The organism is Meridianimarinicoccus aquatilis, from assembly GCF_004358675.1.
In the GTDB taxonomy this organism is placed as follows: Bacteria; Pseudomonadota; Alphaproteobacteria; order Rhodobacterales; family Rhodobacteraceae; genus Meridianimarinicoccus; species Meridianimarinicoccus aquatilis.
The window spans coordinates 22038-37594 of sequence record NZ_SMZO01000005.1; the positions used below are offsets into that span (position 1 = coordinate 22038).

At 58.0% G+C, this 15557-nt stretch carries 14 protein-coding genes; all 14 read right to left on the reverse strand.

The window, feature by feature from the left end; all coding sequences use genetic code 11:
• Nucleotides 1-311: 311 nt before the first annotated feature.
• The 14 genes from E2L05_RS03275 to E2L05_RS03340 all read right to left on the reverse strand — a co-directional run bounded on the left by E2L05_RS03275 (nt 312) and on the right by E2L05_RS03340 (nt 15545).
• The gene (locus E2L05_RS03275; RefSeq protein ID WP_165971677.1) at nt 312-1748 is read right to left on the reverse strand and encodes a sulfatase-like hydrolase/transferase; all 1437 of its coding nucleotides are present in this window, start codon (nt 1746-1748) and stop codon (nt 312-314) included.
• Nucleotides 1749-1767: 19 nt separating this feature from the next.
• Nucleotides 1768-2547 carry a phosphonoacetaldehyde hydrolase gene (gene phnX, locus E2L05_RS03280; RefSeq protein ID WP_133341470.1) on the reverse strand — a complete coding sequence of 260 codons (780 nt, stop codon included), beginning with the start codon at nt 2545-2547 and terminating at the stop codon, nt 1768-1770.
• 22 nt (nt 2548-2569) lie between these two features.
• Entirely contained in the window at nt 2570-3751 is a 1182-nt protein-coding gene (locus E2L05_RS03285; protein WP_133341471.1) for a 2-aminoethylphosphonate--pyruvate transaminase, read from the reverse strand.
• Nucleotides 3752-3773: 22 nt separating this feature from the next.
• Nucleotides 3774-4841 (reverse strand): ABC transporter ATP-binding protein, encoded by a 1068-nt coding sequence (locus E2L05_RS03290; RefSeq protein ID WP_133341472.1) that lies wholly within the window; start codon nt 4839-4841, stop codon nt 3774-3776.
• The gene (locus E2L05_RS03295) at nt 4838-5848 is read right to left on the reverse strand and encodes an ABC transporter ATP-binding protein (RefSeq protein WP_243721847.1); all 1011 of its coding nucleotides are present in this window, start codon (nt 5846-5848) and stop codon (nt 4838-4840) included. Before E2L05_RS03295 ends, E2L05_RS03290 begins: the two co-directional genes overlap by 4 nt.
• On the reverse strand, nt 5848-7020 hold the full coding sequence (locus E2L05_RS03300; protein ID WP_133341473.1) for an ABC transporter permease: 1173 nt from the start codon (nt 7018-7020) through the stop codon (nt 5848-5850). Before E2L05_RS03300 ends, E2L05_RS03295 begins: the two co-directional genes overlap by 1 nt.
• Nucleotides 7021-7023: 3 nt before the next feature.
• Entirely contained in the window at nt 7024-8016 is a 993-nt protein-coding gene (locus E2L05_RS03305; protein WP_243721848.1) for an ABC transporter permease, read from the reverse strand.
• Between the two features lie 135 nt (nt 8017-8151).
• Nucleotides 8152-10203, reverse strand: a complete 2052-nt coding sequence (locus E2L05_RS03310) for an ABC transporter substrate-binding protein (protein WP_133341474.1) — start codon at nt 10201-10203, stop codon at nt 8152-8154.
• A gap of 279 nt (nt 10204-10482) precedes the next feature.
• On the reverse strand, nt 10483-11364 hold the full coding sequence (locus E2L05_RS03315; RefSeq protein WP_133341475.1) for a lysophospholipid acyltransferase family protein: 882 nt from the start codon (nt 11362-11364) through the stop codon (nt 10483-10485).
• A gap of 102 nt (nt 11365-11466) precedes the next feature.
• Nucleotides 11467-11877 carry a universal stress protein gene (locus E2L05_RS03320; RefSeq protein WP_133341476.1) on the reverse strand — a complete coding sequence of 137 codons (411 nt, stop codon included), beginning with the start codon at nt 11875-11877 and terminating at the stop codon, nt 11467-11469.
• A gap of 23 nt (nt 11878-11900) precedes the next feature.
• Entirely contained in the window at nt 11901-12932 is a 1032-nt protein-coding gene (locus E2L05_RS03325) for a YeiH family protein (RefSeq protein WP_133341477.1), read from the reverse strand.
• Between the two features lie 36 nt (nt 12933-12968).
• A complete protein-coding gene (locus E2L05_RS03330; protein WP_243721849.1) occupies nt 12969-13976 on the reverse strand; it encodes an Ldh family oxidoreductase in 1008 nt (335 codons plus the stop codon).
• Nucleotides 13977-14039: 63 nt separating this feature from the next.
• A complete protein-coding gene (locus E2L05_RS03335) occupies nt 14040-15221 on the reverse strand; it encodes a UxaA family hydrolase (RefSeq protein WP_133341478.1) in 1182 nt (393 codons plus the stop codon).
• Between the two features lie 12 nt (nt 15222-15233).
• Nucleotides 15234-15545, reverse strand: coding sequence for a UxaA family hydrolase (locus tag E2L05_RS03340; RefSeq protein ID WP_133341479.1), 312 nt, complete (start codon nt 15543-15545; stop codon nt 15234-15236).
• Nucleotides 15546-15557: the final 12 nt, after the last annotated feature.

Here is a 15557-nt window from a genome sequence, read left to right on the forward strand (position 1 = left end):
TCCCATAATGCTTCCTGCCATTCCTTCGAGAGCATCACAGCATCAAACCGTGGGTCCAAACACCCTTGTGCGACCCCCGACGTAAAACCTGAGACGTCCGCGTTTGGGCTTCTTGGCAGGAGTGTTTGGCTGGGCCATGATGTGTGGCCTCAACCTGCTACGGACCGGTGCAACCAAGCCAGACCAGAAACTCAGCGCCCGATCATGTCGCACGGAAAAAACCAGAATAAACCGCGGTCTGGGTCCGTTTGCGACGGCAAGGTCAGATTGGTCTGACATTCTACAATTGAATTTTCTATCCGCCGACAAACTCAGAAATAGGAACCCGCGTGTCGCATTCGAAAACTCAGCAGTTCCGAAGTCAGTCGCGCGACGGTCTGCGGATCATTCGCGGCAAGGTCTTCCGCGCAATCAGGGTCAGCAGCGATGTCAAACAACATCGATGGCTGATGGCCTGCGAAGTGCACAAGCCGCCTGCCGCCGGTTTCGAATGCCACTGCGCGACACGCTGAAGCCCCTGCGTTCCAAGCGCGCTCGAACCGGCCGCCGCCAGACATTTCGCCCAAGTCCATTTCGACCATGACGGGGGTGTCGGCCGGCAACCCTGCGGACGTAAGCTTTTGCCCTTGCATCTGACATGGCACCCGCGCCCCAAATGCATCCAGCAAGGTTGGCGCAAGATCAACGGACCGCGACGGCGCGTCGACCGTACCAGCACCGAGGCCCGGCGCCCGGATCATCAACGGCACATGTGATGCCGCGCGAAATGGTGTCCGCTTGCCCCAAAGTCCCAGATCGCCCAGCATCTCGCCGTGATCAGCGGTCAGTACAACCATGGTATCATCCGCTTGGCCTATGGCCTCCAACCAGTCCAGCAACCGCCCGATGTGATAATCGACTTCTGCCGCGAGGCCGAGATAGGTCGCCCGGATGATAGCAATCTGCGCCGGGGTCAGCGTGGAATGATCCCCGTCAAAGCCCCAGAACATCCCGCTGGAACTTGGCGCCGCGTGATAGGCCGCAAAAAATGGGTGCGCCGTGGATCCTTGTGCCGGTGTCGGCACTGATTTGGGGTCAACCAAACTATGCCAAGGGCTTGGTGCCACGAACGGCGGATGGGGGCGGATATACGTCACCATCGCCGACCACGGGCGCGCCTTTCGCACGTCAAGATGCCGGATGGTTTGGTCTGTCAGATAAGCGGTGTCACTGTCCTTTGCCTCGTAAAGAGCAGGGCCGCCCAATACCCCATCTTTTGGGCGATACAGCCGATCAAAATCCGAGGCATCCGCATCAGGCACATCATAGCCCTGCCCCCGCAAATGCGCGAGCCATGCCCAGCCCTCCTCACGCATCTCGACGACCTCTGTGATCCCCTTTATCGGACCGGTATAAGATCGCCGTGCCGGGTCATTGGGGTGCAGATGTGTCGGGTCGGGCTGTGTGTCGGTGTAGCCGAACAAAAGCAACTCGCGCCCCACGCTGCGCAATCCGGTGGCGATGTTGGGGATGTGATCGGGCAGCGGGGTTCCGTTATGCACCGACCGATGGGTCATCGCATATTGCCCCGTCAACAGGCTGGCACGAGACGGACCGCAGGGCACCATGACCGTATGGTGATTGGTGAAGCTCAGCGACTGCTGCGCAAACCGCCGCAGGTTCGGCAGTGGCACACAGTCCGCCATCGGACCCGTCAGCAAATCGGCCCGAAATTGGTCCAGCACGATGAACAGCAAGTTGCGGGGCATTGGCACTTTCCGTGTTTGGTCAGGCGCTGAGTTCGCGCACCAAAGCCGGAAGATCAGCCACCGTGTCGATGACATGATCCGCCCCCGCGGCCTTGAGGATAGCCGTCGCCGCGTCCCGAAGGGCGTTCACGGCATCGGGTGACATGGCTGCAAGCTCATCAGGTGTCTTGCCAACGGCGTTTCCGGAAAGCGCGACGCCGACGGTGACACAGCCCGCCGCAACACCTTCGCGGATACCCGGTTCGGTATCATCCACCTTTATGACCGCACTTGGCGGATACGCCACAAGATCGACAAAGCACTTGTACATTCCAAGCGGACCGGGCCGCCCTTCGGGCAGATCGTCTGAACAAACAAGATTGTCTGGCTCGTAGCCTTGCGCGGCGGCAACCGGCAAAACCCGCTCCATGATAGACCGGGTGTAGCCAGTCGTAGACCCGATCTTAAGCCCCATTGCCCGCAATTCGTTGATCGCCTCAAGGCAACCGGGCACCAGATCGGCATAATCCGCGGCGACCTCTTCGTTCATTGGCACAAATATCTCGTACACTTTGTCCACATCCGCATCAGTTGGCGCAGCGCCCTGCGCCGCTTCCCATTGGGCGGCGATATCGGCCATGTCCATCATCGCGCGAATGTGGTCCCATTTGGGCGATCCCATTGGCCCGCGCGCCTGCTCGATCGTGGCCGTGACACCAAACTTGGCAAAGGCCTTCACGAACACGCCCATGGGCGCAAACGATCCGAAATCGACCGTGGTTCCGGCCCAGTCAAAAACGGCGGCTTTGAAATTCGTCATAGGAAGTTCCTTTTGTGGCGCATCATTCCCCGTGCGCTTGTCGTTCCGCAAGGCTGGCCGTCGAGGGCGCTGCACTGCTCACATTCATCTCTGTCAGGACATCTGAAGCTGCGTCCACAACGGCTTGCATCACGGCACCGTCGACGTGCCCGATATGCCCAATACGAAAGCTCTCTGCGCGGGTGAGCTTGCCGGGATACAAAATGAAGCCACGGGCCTTCATGCGGTCATAGAACTGCGTGAAATCGAAATTCGGATCGGCCGGGCAGAAAAAGGTCGTGATGATTGGTGACAACCAGTCATCAAGCAACAGCGTTTCAAACCCCAGCCTGCGCATCCCCGCAACCAACACATCGCGATTGTTGGCATATCGTGCCCCGCGCGCGGCCACCCCGCCTTCGGCTTCGTGCGCGCGTAATGCCACCAGAAACGCCGCGACCACATGGGTCGGGGGCGTGAAACGCCACTGCCCGGTCTGTTCCATCACAGCCCATTGAGCATGCAAATCAAGGCTGAGCGATTGGCTGTTGCCCTTTGCCGCTTCCAGCGCTGCGGTTCGGGCAACAACAAAGCCAAAACCGGGCACACCTTCAATGCACTTGTTGGCTGAACTTACCGCAGCCTCAAACGGGGTTACTGACGGGTCCAACGGCACCGCGCCAAAGGCAGACATGCTGTCCACCAGAAGCGCACGGCCTGCGGCCTGCGTTGCATCGGCGATTTCCTGAAGCGGGTTCAGGATGCCCGAGCTGGTTTCACAATGGACCGCCAGAACATGGGTGATCGCCGCATCCTCTGCCAACACGCGGGCCACATCCGCACCGCGCGGCGGAAGGTAATCGCCCATATCCAGAACGGCATGGGCTCGGCCGAGATATTCCAGAATTGTGACGGCGCGTTTTCCGTAAGCGCCATTGCAGAGAACAAGAACCTTGCCGGTCTTTGGCACAAACGACGCAAGCATCGCCTCGACCGCGAAGGTGCCACTGCCTTGGATTGGCACGCAATCAAACCCGTCTGCGCCAGCGCCAAGCATCGCCAAGATGCGGGACCGCAATTCACGCGTCATGGCGCGAAAATCGCCATCCCAGCTGCCCCAATCGCGCAGCATCGCCTCTTTCACCTCGGCAGAGGTTGTCAGCGGACCCGGTGTCAGCAAATACGGCTCGCCGAGCTTGGGTTTGGGAAGTGCTGCAAGGGTCATCGGACACTCCTTCCTTCAGGTGTCATGCGGGGATTTCAGACGCATTTCCGTTGGGCCGGGAAAAGTCAAACTCTTCCGCAAAATGGCAGGCCGTGAAATGCTCAGCCGCCACTTCGCGCCATTCGGGCACGTCTGTCGAGCACCGGTCTTTCGCAAACGGGCATCGAGTATGAAACCGGCAGCCGGATGGTGCCGTCAGCGGGTTCGGTATTTCGCCCTTTAGCCGGATCGGCGCAAAGTTTGCATCGGGGTCCGCAAGCGGGATCGCTGAAAGCAACGCGTGCGTATAAGGATGGCGCGGTGAGAAAAAAAGCTTCTCTGTGGGGGCATATTCAACGAACTTGCCCACATACATCACGGCCACACGGTGACTGATTTGCGCCACGACGCTCAGGTCATGGGCAATAAACAGAAAACTGACCCCCATCTCGTCTTGAAGGTCGCGCAACAAATTGACGATTTCGGCTTGAATCGACACATCAAGCGCCGAAACGCTTTCATCGCAGACCACAAATTCAGGCTTTGACACAAGCGCACGAGCGATACAGATGCGCTGCCGTTGGCCGCCGCTGAACGCATGAGGAAACCGGCGCAGGTGTTCCAGGTTGAGTTTGCAGCGCGCCGCGATGTCCCGTACGCGCGCGTCAATCTGCGCCCGGTCTTTCATCAGGCCAGACGCCACCAACGGTTCGGCAATGATGTCGCGCACGGTCATTCTAGGATTCAGGCTGGAATACGGGTCTTGAAACACCAGGCTCATGCGTGGCCGGAACTGGCGCAAGGCGGTGCCGGACAGGGTATGCACAGCGACCTGGCTTTGCGCCGCATCGGGGGCAGCCGTGTTAAACAGCACTTCGCCAGATGTGGGATCAATGGCACGCAGCATGGCCCGCCCAACCGTGGTTTTTCCGGACCCGGATTCGCCAACAAGCCCGACGGTTTCGCCCCGATGGATCACAAAGCTCACATCGTCCACGGCGCGCAGCATCTGGGTGTCGCTGCCAAAGAGCCGCCGCTTGGTCACCGGGAAATGCACCGACAGGTTATTGACTTCAAGCAGTGTGTTTGACGCGGAAAGGTCATCGCTCATGCAACGGCCCGCCCGTTTTCATCGTAAAGCCAGCAGCGCACTGCCCGACCGGGTTCGGGAACCACCTCGCGCGGGATTTTCCTGTCGCACAGGCCTGCAATCTTCTGCGCACATCGGGTGTGAAACGGGCACCCCGATGGCCGAGCATTGGGCGACGGGATCTCGCCCGGAATCGGCGTCAGCCGCTTGCTCAGTGTGTCGAGGCTTGGCAACGCCGCCAACAAGCCTTGGGTGTAGGGATGCTTGGGCGCGCGAATGACATCACGCGCCGGGCCGCGTTCCACGATAGATCCAAGATACATCACTGCCACGTCATCGGCGACCTGCGCAATTACGCCCAGATCATGGGTGATAAAAATCATGCCCATGCCCAGTTCGCGCTGCAAATCGCGCATCAGGTCCAGAACCTGTGCTTGAATGGTCACATCAAGCGCGGTCGTCGGTTCATCCGCGATCAACAGCGCGGGACCGGCAGACAGGGCAACCGCGATCATCGCCCGCTGCCGCATCCCGCCGGACAATTCATGCGCGTATTGATCGATCCGCGCCCCGGCGTTGGAAATTCCAACCTTGTCCAACATGTCGATTGCGAAAGCACGCGCCTCGCGTTTGGACATCGGGCGGTGCAGCCGGATGGCTTCGATAATCTGGTTTCCGATGGTGTAGACAGGCGAAAAACTGGCCATGGGTTCTTGAAAGATCATGCCCATTTCACCGCCGCGCAGCGCCCGGATTTCGCGGCTGCGGTCAGACAGTGTTTCAATTCGCATGACCTGCCCGTCCTTGGCGGTGTAATGCATCTTGGTGTCTGCCCCAAGGCTGGCGGTGCGGGGCAGCAAGCGCATCAGCGCCTTGGTCGACACGGATTTGCCTGACCCGGATTCGCCGACCAGCCCCAATGTGCGCCCCTTGTCCACGGCAAAGGTCACATCCTGAACGGGTGTGATGGTGCCCTCATCCGTGCGGAATGATATGGTCAAGTTCTCAACACTCAGCAATCGGGACATTACTTGGCCTCCGAATAAGGGTCGGCCGCATCGCGCAACCCGTCGCCGATCACCGTGAAGGCAAGCACCGCCAAAACGACGAAACCGGCCGGGATGAACAGCCACGGTGTTTGCTCAATGGCCCGGACCGACTGCGCCTGTTGCAACAGAACGCCCCAAGACACCGACGGCGGACGCAACCCAAGCCCAACAAAGGAAAGCGCGGTTTCGGACAGGATCATATAGGGAAACGAGATCACCAGATCGACGATGATAAAACTCGTGAAACTGGGCAGCATATGCTGGCCGATGATCCGGCCGGGACGGGCCCCTGCAAGCCGCGCCGCGACAACGTAATCCTCGTTCCGGATCGAAAGCAGTTGCGACCTGATCCGCCGCGCAAGCGTAGGCCAGCCAAAAAGCCCCAGAATAAGCGTCATGGCAAAGTACACCTGCGTGGTTGACCATTCCTTTGGCATCGCTGCCGCCAGCCCCATGTAAAGTGGAATAATCGGGATCACCCGCACCACTTCGGTCACGCGCTGAATGGCATTGTCGAGAAACCCGCCCGCATAGCCCGCCACACCGCCGATGATCAGCGCCAGCACGAACGAAATCATCACACCCAGAACACCGATGGAAAGCGAGGTCCGCGTGGCATAGATCGTTCGGCTGAACACATCCCGGCCCAGATCATCCGTGCCCCAGAAATGGATCTTAAGCTCGGGGTCGGCCAACCCGATCAGGTGGCGATCCGTCTCGAAGATGCCCAGCACCTTGACCGTTTCACCGGGCACGAAAAGCGACACGTAGTGGCGGATGTCCGGGTCGGGCACCGAGATCGCACGCAATGTAATCGGGTCACGTTCGGTTTTGTTGCCATGCACAAACGGGCGGATCGAACACCCGTTATCGTCACAGAATTGCGGTACTTGCGGTGGGCCTTCGATATAGCCGGTGTTTCGGGTGGTCGTTCCGTAAGGCGCGACAAATTCTGCAAAGATACCAGCCAAAGCCATTGTCGCAAGGATCACAGCCGCCACCATCGCCGCCCGGTGACGGCGAAAGCGCCACCAGATAAGGGTCCATTGCGACGCGGAATAGAATTTCAGCCGCCGCTGACGATCTTTTTCCGCTTGCCGGGTTTCGGCGGTAATGTGCGTGGGTTTTCCGGGCTCTGGGAGGTCGGTCATGGATCAGGCTCCCAACTTGATGCGCGGGTCGAGCCACGCAAGAAGAATATCGGACAGGAAATTCATGAACACGATGGCAAAAGTCAGGATCAGCAAGATTGCGCCGGCCACATTCATATCGAGATCAAGGTAGGCCCGCAGCAGCAACTGGCCCAGTTCCGTCAGGCCCAGCACAACAGCCACAATCGGCAGCTCTGAAAAAATACGGTTCACGTCAAATCCGATTGTGGACACAATCGGGTTGATCGCCAAGCGCGCAGGGTATTTCAGCAAAAGCCGTCCTTCGGGCACGCCCCGCGCACGGGCAGCAGTCACAGACAGCTTGTTCAATTCGTCGGACATGGTCGCGCGCACCGTCTGAATTTGATAGGCAACCGCAGACCAAGCCAGCACAACGGCTGGCAACCACAAATGCTTGAGCATGTCCCACACGCGCGGAAGGCTCCACGGGGCGTCGCGGTAAGGTGCAGAAAAGAGGCCCCCAATGTCTGATCCGAACCAGCGGTTTGCAAAATACAGCATGACCAACGCCAGCAGAAAATTAGGCAACGCCAGCCCCAAATAGGAAAACACGGTCAGACCGTAATCCACAGCAGACCCGCGCCGAACCGCCGCGTAAATCCCAATGGGAATAGAGATCAGATAGGTCAGGATCAGCGTGGCAAACAAGATGCCCGACGTAAGCCAGACTTTGTCACCGATCACCTTGTTGACAGATGTTTCAAAAGCGAACGCCTGGCCGAAATCACCGCGCAAAACAATGCCGCCGATCCAATCGAAGTACCGGATCAGCATTGGCCGGTCCAACCCCAGATCGACGCGGATCGCTTGCACATCTGCTGCGGTCACACTGATCCCGGTGCCTGAATACTTTCGAAACGCGTACCGATCAGCATAGTCGCCCGGCGGGATTTCCATGATGATGAAAACCATCAGCGACACGAGCGCCATTGTGACGACCATGCCTATGAGGCGTTCAACCGTGAATCTGAGCATTGAAAGTCCCTTGTTTGGACCAGGGGCACAACGCGCCCCCGGACCAGCCCCCGCGCCGCATGCAACACAAGGAGGATATGGCCACACCTGAAGCAGCGCGAAATTTTCGAGCCGCCGCAGGTGGGCATGACAAGTTTACTGAGCCAGCCACCACTGTTGTGGGCGGTAAGGATAAGTCCAGTAGAAGTCATAGGTCTTTGATGTGATCGGCTTCACGTTCTGCAAATCGTTGCGGTACAGGAAGGGCGCAACGATATCACCAACCGTGCCGATTTTCAGCATGTTGTCCGTGTGGATTTTCACGATCTCCGCACCGATCGCGTCGCTTTCTTCGGACCCGAACTGGACTTGAAGGAACTGCTCGGACAGGTCCCAGAGCTTGAGGATATCGGCAGGCGGCTCAATGCCTTCTGCACCATCGGTCTTCTTCCACGACGCCCATTCAAACCCGGTGCCCGGGTTGAAGAAATCGCCGAATGGCGGAACAAAGACGGTCACATCCTGGGAAATGGTCGGGCCTGCGTTGCCATCATATTTCCAGGTGGTCAGATCCAGATCGTTATTGTTGCCCGACGCGCGATATTCGTCGGATGTGACCTCTTTGACGTCGATGCGAACACCAACCGCTGACCAGTAATCACGGATCAGTTCCATCATCTTCACGGGCACGCCCTGAGACGAGTACACGAGGCGAATGACCAAAGGCTTGCCATCAGGGCGTTCTAGCGTGCCATCCCCATCTGCATCAGTCAGGCCCATTTCAGCCAACAAGGCTTTGGCACCGTCAACATCATAAGCAATGTCTTTGGTCAGTGTTTCGTCATCAATGAAAGACACTGTCTTGGGTTCGGCGGGCACACCTTGCATTGGCGTACCTTGGCCAAGGTAAACGATCTCGTTGATTTCATCGCGGTTCATTGCCAGCGACATCGCGCGGTTAAAGCGGATATCGTTGAAAATCTCGCGCAGAACTTCGTCTTTATGAGTGCGGTTGAATGAGAAGAACACGTTCTCGCCAAGGGTCGGTGCGAACTGGATCGTGTAGTTCCCCTTGGCTTCGTTGTCCTTGAGCAATGGGAAATCTTCCAAGAAGACGGCCTGCTGTTTCCAGACAACTTCACCGTTCATGACCTTAAGGTTCTGAACTTCCTTGTCCCCGACATAGGTTTCCACAATTTCCGAAATATACGGCAACTGGTTGCCGGCAGTGTCGACCATGTGGAAATAGGGGTTGGCGACAAGCTTGCGGCCCTCAGAGGTTTCATCAACCACGATGTAGCTTTCCAGCGTCGGCACCACGGCACGGCCGATGGCGGCGGCCTTGTCTGCGTCTTTCAACAGCGGGCTGGGAACATCTTTCCAGTCCGACCCACCGTAATAGAAATCAACTGCTGCGGCTGCGTTTTCAAACCCGTATTCCTGCGCAAGCGCTTCGGCACCTTCATTGTACTTGGGCATGAATTGTCCAAGGAAGTGCTTTGGCTGGAAGGGTTGACCGAAATCAACGGCAAAGCGATTCAGAATGCCGGGTGTCGGCACCGGGAACGTCATTTTGACCGTTACATCGTCGACAGCCTCAACCTTGACTGGCTCACCGGCGAACAACCAACGATCCGGGGTCTTTTCATACACATCCGGGTTGAGGATGATGTCGTTCATCCAGAATTCAACATCTGCCGCAGTGAACGGTGCACCATCAGACCATTTGTGCCCCGCGCGCAAAGAAATGGTCAGTTCTGTAAAGTCGTCGTTCCATGACCACGCCTTCGCGATGTTCGGCACAACCGTCTGCAAGTCGTCCGTGTAGCGCACAAAGTTGACGTGACGTACTGACAGCAGATCAGAGGTTCCTGATTCCGTTGCCTTGGACAGACCGGTGATGACGCCGCCGTATTGACCAATTGTATCGTAAGGCATCACCACCAGCGCCTCTGCTGGCAAGCGCTCTGCGACTGCGGGCAACGCGTCGTTGCCAAGGATGCGACCGTTCAGGTCCCCGATTGCCGGGTTTTCTGAAAACTCCAGTTCGCAGGCCGCGCCGGTCTGGAATTCTTCGAGTTCGAACTGCTGGGGATATGCCGAGGTTAGTCCCATCGGGTCTGCGACTGTGGCAAGTGGGCAAGCGGCAAAGGCTGGGGCCGCGACCAGCGTCAGGGCACTGGTCAGCATAAGATGTCGGATAGTCATGAACGTCTCCTTGTTGAAGTCTTGCCGCTATCAACGAAATGTAACAAAGGCATGTTAACCTTTCCGAAGTGCGGTTTTTCCAGAAGCTTGGCCAAGTCGCTGGGGTGCCGCAAGGATTTCTTTTCCGTGGCGCATGGTTTCTTTCCTGAGACGAAAAAATCGCCCAGATTTGGGGCAGCTTGAGCGCCTGACTTATCTTTCTCAGTTTGATGATTTCGGTATCTGGGGGGACAGAGCGTTACGTAAAACAGCACAGGCCCGCCGCGAAGATACGTTGGCCTAACCCAGATCCAGCGTTTGCGCGCGCAGCCACCGCATAAGACCCATCGGGTCATCCGCCCATGCTGCCAAATCACTTGGCGACAACGGCGCGCCGATGAACGGACGCTGAGGTTTGTTCAACGCGTGGCGCACTTCGTAAAGCAGTAGCCCCTGCCGCAGTGTGGGCGAGAGGCAGTTCGCAATCTGATAGGCACGGCTATTCTGACCCGGAAACCGGATGGGCAGCACACGCGCATTCGAGCGGCGTATCATTTTTGCGGTAAAGGCATTCCAGTCCCGTTCAACCGCAGGGCCAAACCAATTGTCTGCCGACGCCACCACACCGGCCGGAAACAGCGCAATCGCGCCACCTTGCGCCAAATGCGCCATGGCCTGTCGACGCATTTCGACATTCTTGGGCAGCGCATCAGGATCATGGGCGAACGGCACCGGCAACATGAACTGATCAATCTCAACCAGACCTGTCAGCAGCGATCGTGTGAGGATCTTGTAGTCGGTTCGCACGCGCCCAATCAGATCCGCAAGAACCATCCCATCGACCAGACCATGGGGATGATTTGCCGTCACGACCAGCGGGCCGTGCGGCGGGATCTTTGCGATCTCATCGGCCGGTGTCTGAACATCGATCCCCATAATATGCAACGCTTGCGCCCAAAAGGCTTGCCCGTGTGGCACACCCGCCGTTTCAAAACGGCGGATCAGTTGCAGCAGCTTGGGCTTGGCGGTGAGCAACTCCATTGCCTGAATGATAGCTTGCTGAACCGGATTGGTGAACGTTGACGCGTAAGACAAGCGCCGCTGGTCATAGGGCTGGTCTTCAAGGCTTACACCGTCCCACTGACCGGGGGCTGATACGTCATGCCCCGCCAATTGCGTCATGTCGTTGGATCCTGATGCGCGTGCCTTTCGCGGTCGCTTTGCCAAACCGGGCTCTCCTTGCAAGTCAGGGGGCGCTTGATGATCGCTGGGTCCAGCTGAAAACTATCGCAAAACGCACACGGAACACGGGGCGCGCCTCACAACCCGCGCCGCCGTGGAGCCAAGGAAATAGTCCAAGGCACCAAGCGGATTATGCGCGCCAACAATGATCAGATCAGCGCCGATTTCGGTGGCAACTGCGGCTATCTGGACCCCGGCCTTTCCAGATGCCACCCTACAGTCAATGTCAGGCGCATTCCCCGCCAAACTTTTGAGGTGCGACATGATCCGGTCGGTCAAGTGGTTCTCTGATTTCACCGTCACGAACTCGGCTGTGAAGCCGCTCACTTGTTCCAAGACGGTGATCAAGGTGATCTTGCCGCCCGGAGCAAGATTGTGTCGGGCGTGCGCAATTTTCCGATCCAGAATGGGCTCATGATCAAGCGCGACGGCAATCAGGATAGAAGTCATCATGGCTTTTGGGTCCTTGTCCGGGGTCACGTTGGTGTTATGGGCAGCAGGGTCAGCGCAAGCGTCACCATCACCGCTAGAAACACTGTTTCAGCCACAAGCATTGCAGCGGCCGGTTTGCCCACCTTCAGAATTTCAGCTGGGCGCGTTTTCAGCCCCACAGCGGCGATAGCGGTCAGCAAAAGCCACCCCGACGCTTCGACGGCCAAAGCTAGTGCTCCGGTCGGCAAGGTGACCATCGAATTTAACGTTGCGAGCACGATAAACGCCACGACGAAACCCGGAATCAACGGGGGCCTTGGGCCCATCGTTTCATCTTTCACAGACGATCGCCGGACAACTACGGACGCGATGATTACCACCGGAGCCAACATCGCGACCCTCAGCAGTTTCACAAGCGTCGCCGTCTCTCCCGCCTCATTCGAGATCGAGAACCCTGCCCCGACCACCTGCGCCACATCGTGGATCGTCGCCCCCAGGTAAATGCCCGCCGTCACATCATTGAAGCCAAGCGCATGGCTGATGATCGGGTACAAGATCATTGCGATTGTCGACAGGATCGTCACACCGACAACCGTAAACACCAGACGATCATCCGAGTCCTTGTCCCTTGGCAGGATCGCCGCAATAGCGAGGGCCGCCGACGCGCCGCAGATCGCAACCGCACCTGCAGACAGGAACGCAAAGCGCGCCCGGAAGCCGAAAAAATGGGAAATGACAAAGCCAAAGCCAATCGTGGCCGGCACCATCAGGACCACCAACGCCACGATTGGAAATCCAAGAAGGCCGACCATTTCGAAACTGATACGAAGCCCCAGCAAGGCCACACCGATGCGCAGAAAGGACCGCGCACTCAGGGCTATGCCCGCGCCGCAGCGCGGGTCATCCGCCAGAAAATTCAGGCTGATCCCGAACAACAGCGCCAGCAACATCGACGGTGCGCCATAATGTTCAGAAACAAAACGACTGGCCAACGCAATGATGATCGCCACCAGAACGCCCGGCACATGCGATTGAATCCGGGACTTCCAACGCTCAGGTGAGAACCACGCCGTCATGACGTCCGCCGCCTGTCGGCTTTGGGGCTCATCGCATCAGGCAGCATTGGCCAACTCCCGTGTTAGGTTCAGATACGCTGTTGATACCCAAAGCCCTTCATCCTGCGCGGCTTGAATTGCATTGCGCCGCCGATCACCGGGCAGGCGCACGCCATCCATCGCCTTGATCGTATTGAGCAACTCGCTGACCCGCTCAAGAAAGCCCGAGCTCGCATCCGGGCGAATGGCAATCAAGGTCTGCCCAACGCGCGGGGCAGGCCCTTCTGCATCAAAAAATGATCCGGCTTGATGGCTAAAGGCACTGCCGGTGAAGGCAGCGGAGAGGATTTCGACCATCAGCGCAAGCGCCGTGCCCTTTGCTCCGCCAATTGGAAGCATGGTTCCCGCCAACGCGGCTTTCGGGTCTGTCGTCGGCTGACCATCCGGGTCAAGCGCCCAACCAAGCGGGATCTGCTGGCCCGACTTATGGGCATTCATTACCTTGCCCCGAGCAACGCGAGACAGAGAGAGATCAATCACCAATGGCAGCCCGTGCGCCTGAGGGGTCGCAAACGCAATGGGGTTTGTCCCGAAAAGCGGTTCATTCCCCCCCCACGGCGCAATCGCCTTTGGTGCATTTGCCAGCATGATACCAATCAGCCCAGCCTGTGCAATTTTATCGACCTGAACCGACAATGCCCCGCAATGGTGCGAATTGCCGATCGCCATGATTGCGATACCCGTGTCCTTGGCCAACGGTATGCCCGATGACAGAGCAGCCTCAAGCGCGGGAAAGGCAAAGCCTTCATCGGCATGAATAAAAAGTGAAGAAGGGCCGCGCGCCACGGTCGTAATTTTGGCTGCTCGATTTACTTTTCCCGAACGGACTTGGGCCGCATAATCGCCAACCCGCGAAAACCCGTGACCGACCTGTCCTTCAGCTTCGGCCGCTACAAGCCCTTCGGCCACACTCGCCGCAATGTCGATCTGAACGCCCGTTGCCGACATTGCCGCCGTGATCAATTGTTTCGCGTCCGGAATGGAAATTCGGGTTTTGTCTGCCACTGTGAAACCTATGTTAAAACTCTTATACCAGCGGCAGGGAAACCCCTGCCGCCAGTTCTTAGCTTACGCGCTGCGATACAGTTTGGTCATGGAAAATTCCCGGTGTCCAAGCGCTTCGGCCGCTGTGTTGCGACCGTTTGCAGTACGCCGGATCATTTCGATCAGCGCGTCGCCCGCCTCGTCGATCGTTTGCTCGCGGCGCAGGATCCCCGACACGTCCAAATCCACGTGCTCGCCCATGGTGCGCACAGTGCGCGGGTTCGCGGTGATCTTGATCACAGGAACGATCGGGTTGCCAACGACATTGCCCTGTCCTGTTGGGAAGGTGTGGATCACCGCACCCCCGGCAGCCATAAGCGTGACGCACTCTGCCGCTGCCGAAGACGAATCCATGAAGTACAAACCATTGCCCTTGCCCGGAGCTTCGGCAGGTTCAAGAATGTCGATATAGCGGGACGTCCGGCCGATTTTTTCAAGGTTGCCCAAGGCCTTTTCTTCGATGGTGGTCAAACCGCCCTCGATGTTGCCTTTGGTTGGTTGGCTGTCGGACAGGTCATCGGTCTGGTGGGCGAAGATCACGTCATCCTGATAGGCCTTCCACATCTTGTACCAACGCTCGCCGACCTCTTCGTCGATCGCGCGCTCTTTACAGATGTGCTCGGCCCCTGTGATTTCGGATGTCTCGCCAAAGAACCCGGTGATACCTTCGGGGAGCAGTTTGTCGTACATGTTGCCGACTGTCGGGCAAGAGCCAAGACCGGTCGTCGTGTCGCTTTCACCGCACTTGGTGGACACCCACAACTCGTTGATCGACACTTCTTCACGCTGAATTTCGGTCGCGTGGTGGACAAAGTCCTTGGCAGCCCAGGACGCCGCGCGGATCGTTTCGAAATCGCCCTTTTGCTCAATGGAAAATTCCGCGACGGGCTTGCCGGTCAGGCGTATGCCGTCGGCGATCTTTTTGGTCCAACCCGGTTCAATCCCGATCACCACAACAGCGGCGACATTCGGGTTTGCACCGGTCCCGATGATCGTCCGGAAGTGCACGTCAAGGTCTTCGCCAAATTGAAGACGGCCATAAGCGTGCGGGATCGCCATGGTGCCTTTGACGTTGTTCGCGACAGCTTCGCAGGCGGCGTTGGAAATGTCATCCACCGGCAAGATGATGACGTGGTTACGCACGCCGACCCGGCCGTTTTCGCGCCGGTAGCCATGGACAGTGATATTGGAATATTTCGATGCCATGCTCAGGGTTCCTTACCAGCGTTTCGTTTTGCAATTGTGGGTATGGACGTGTTCGCCCTGCCCGATATCGGCGATGATCTTGCCGATATCTTCGCCGTATTTCGTGGCTGTATCGCCAGCCTTCAGATCCGCCAGTGCGATCTTGTGGCCAATCGGCACATCGTGTTTGGCGGTCAGACGAAAGGTCGAATTGTCGTGCGTGATACAACACAGCATTTCAGTTCCGGCGGTCAGGCCCTCGACCACGACAACCCCGACATTGTCGGCCTGCTCGTGAACGAGCAGGTGCGGGATTTCATTCGGGATGGGTTTCGTTTCAGTCATAGACATCTCCGG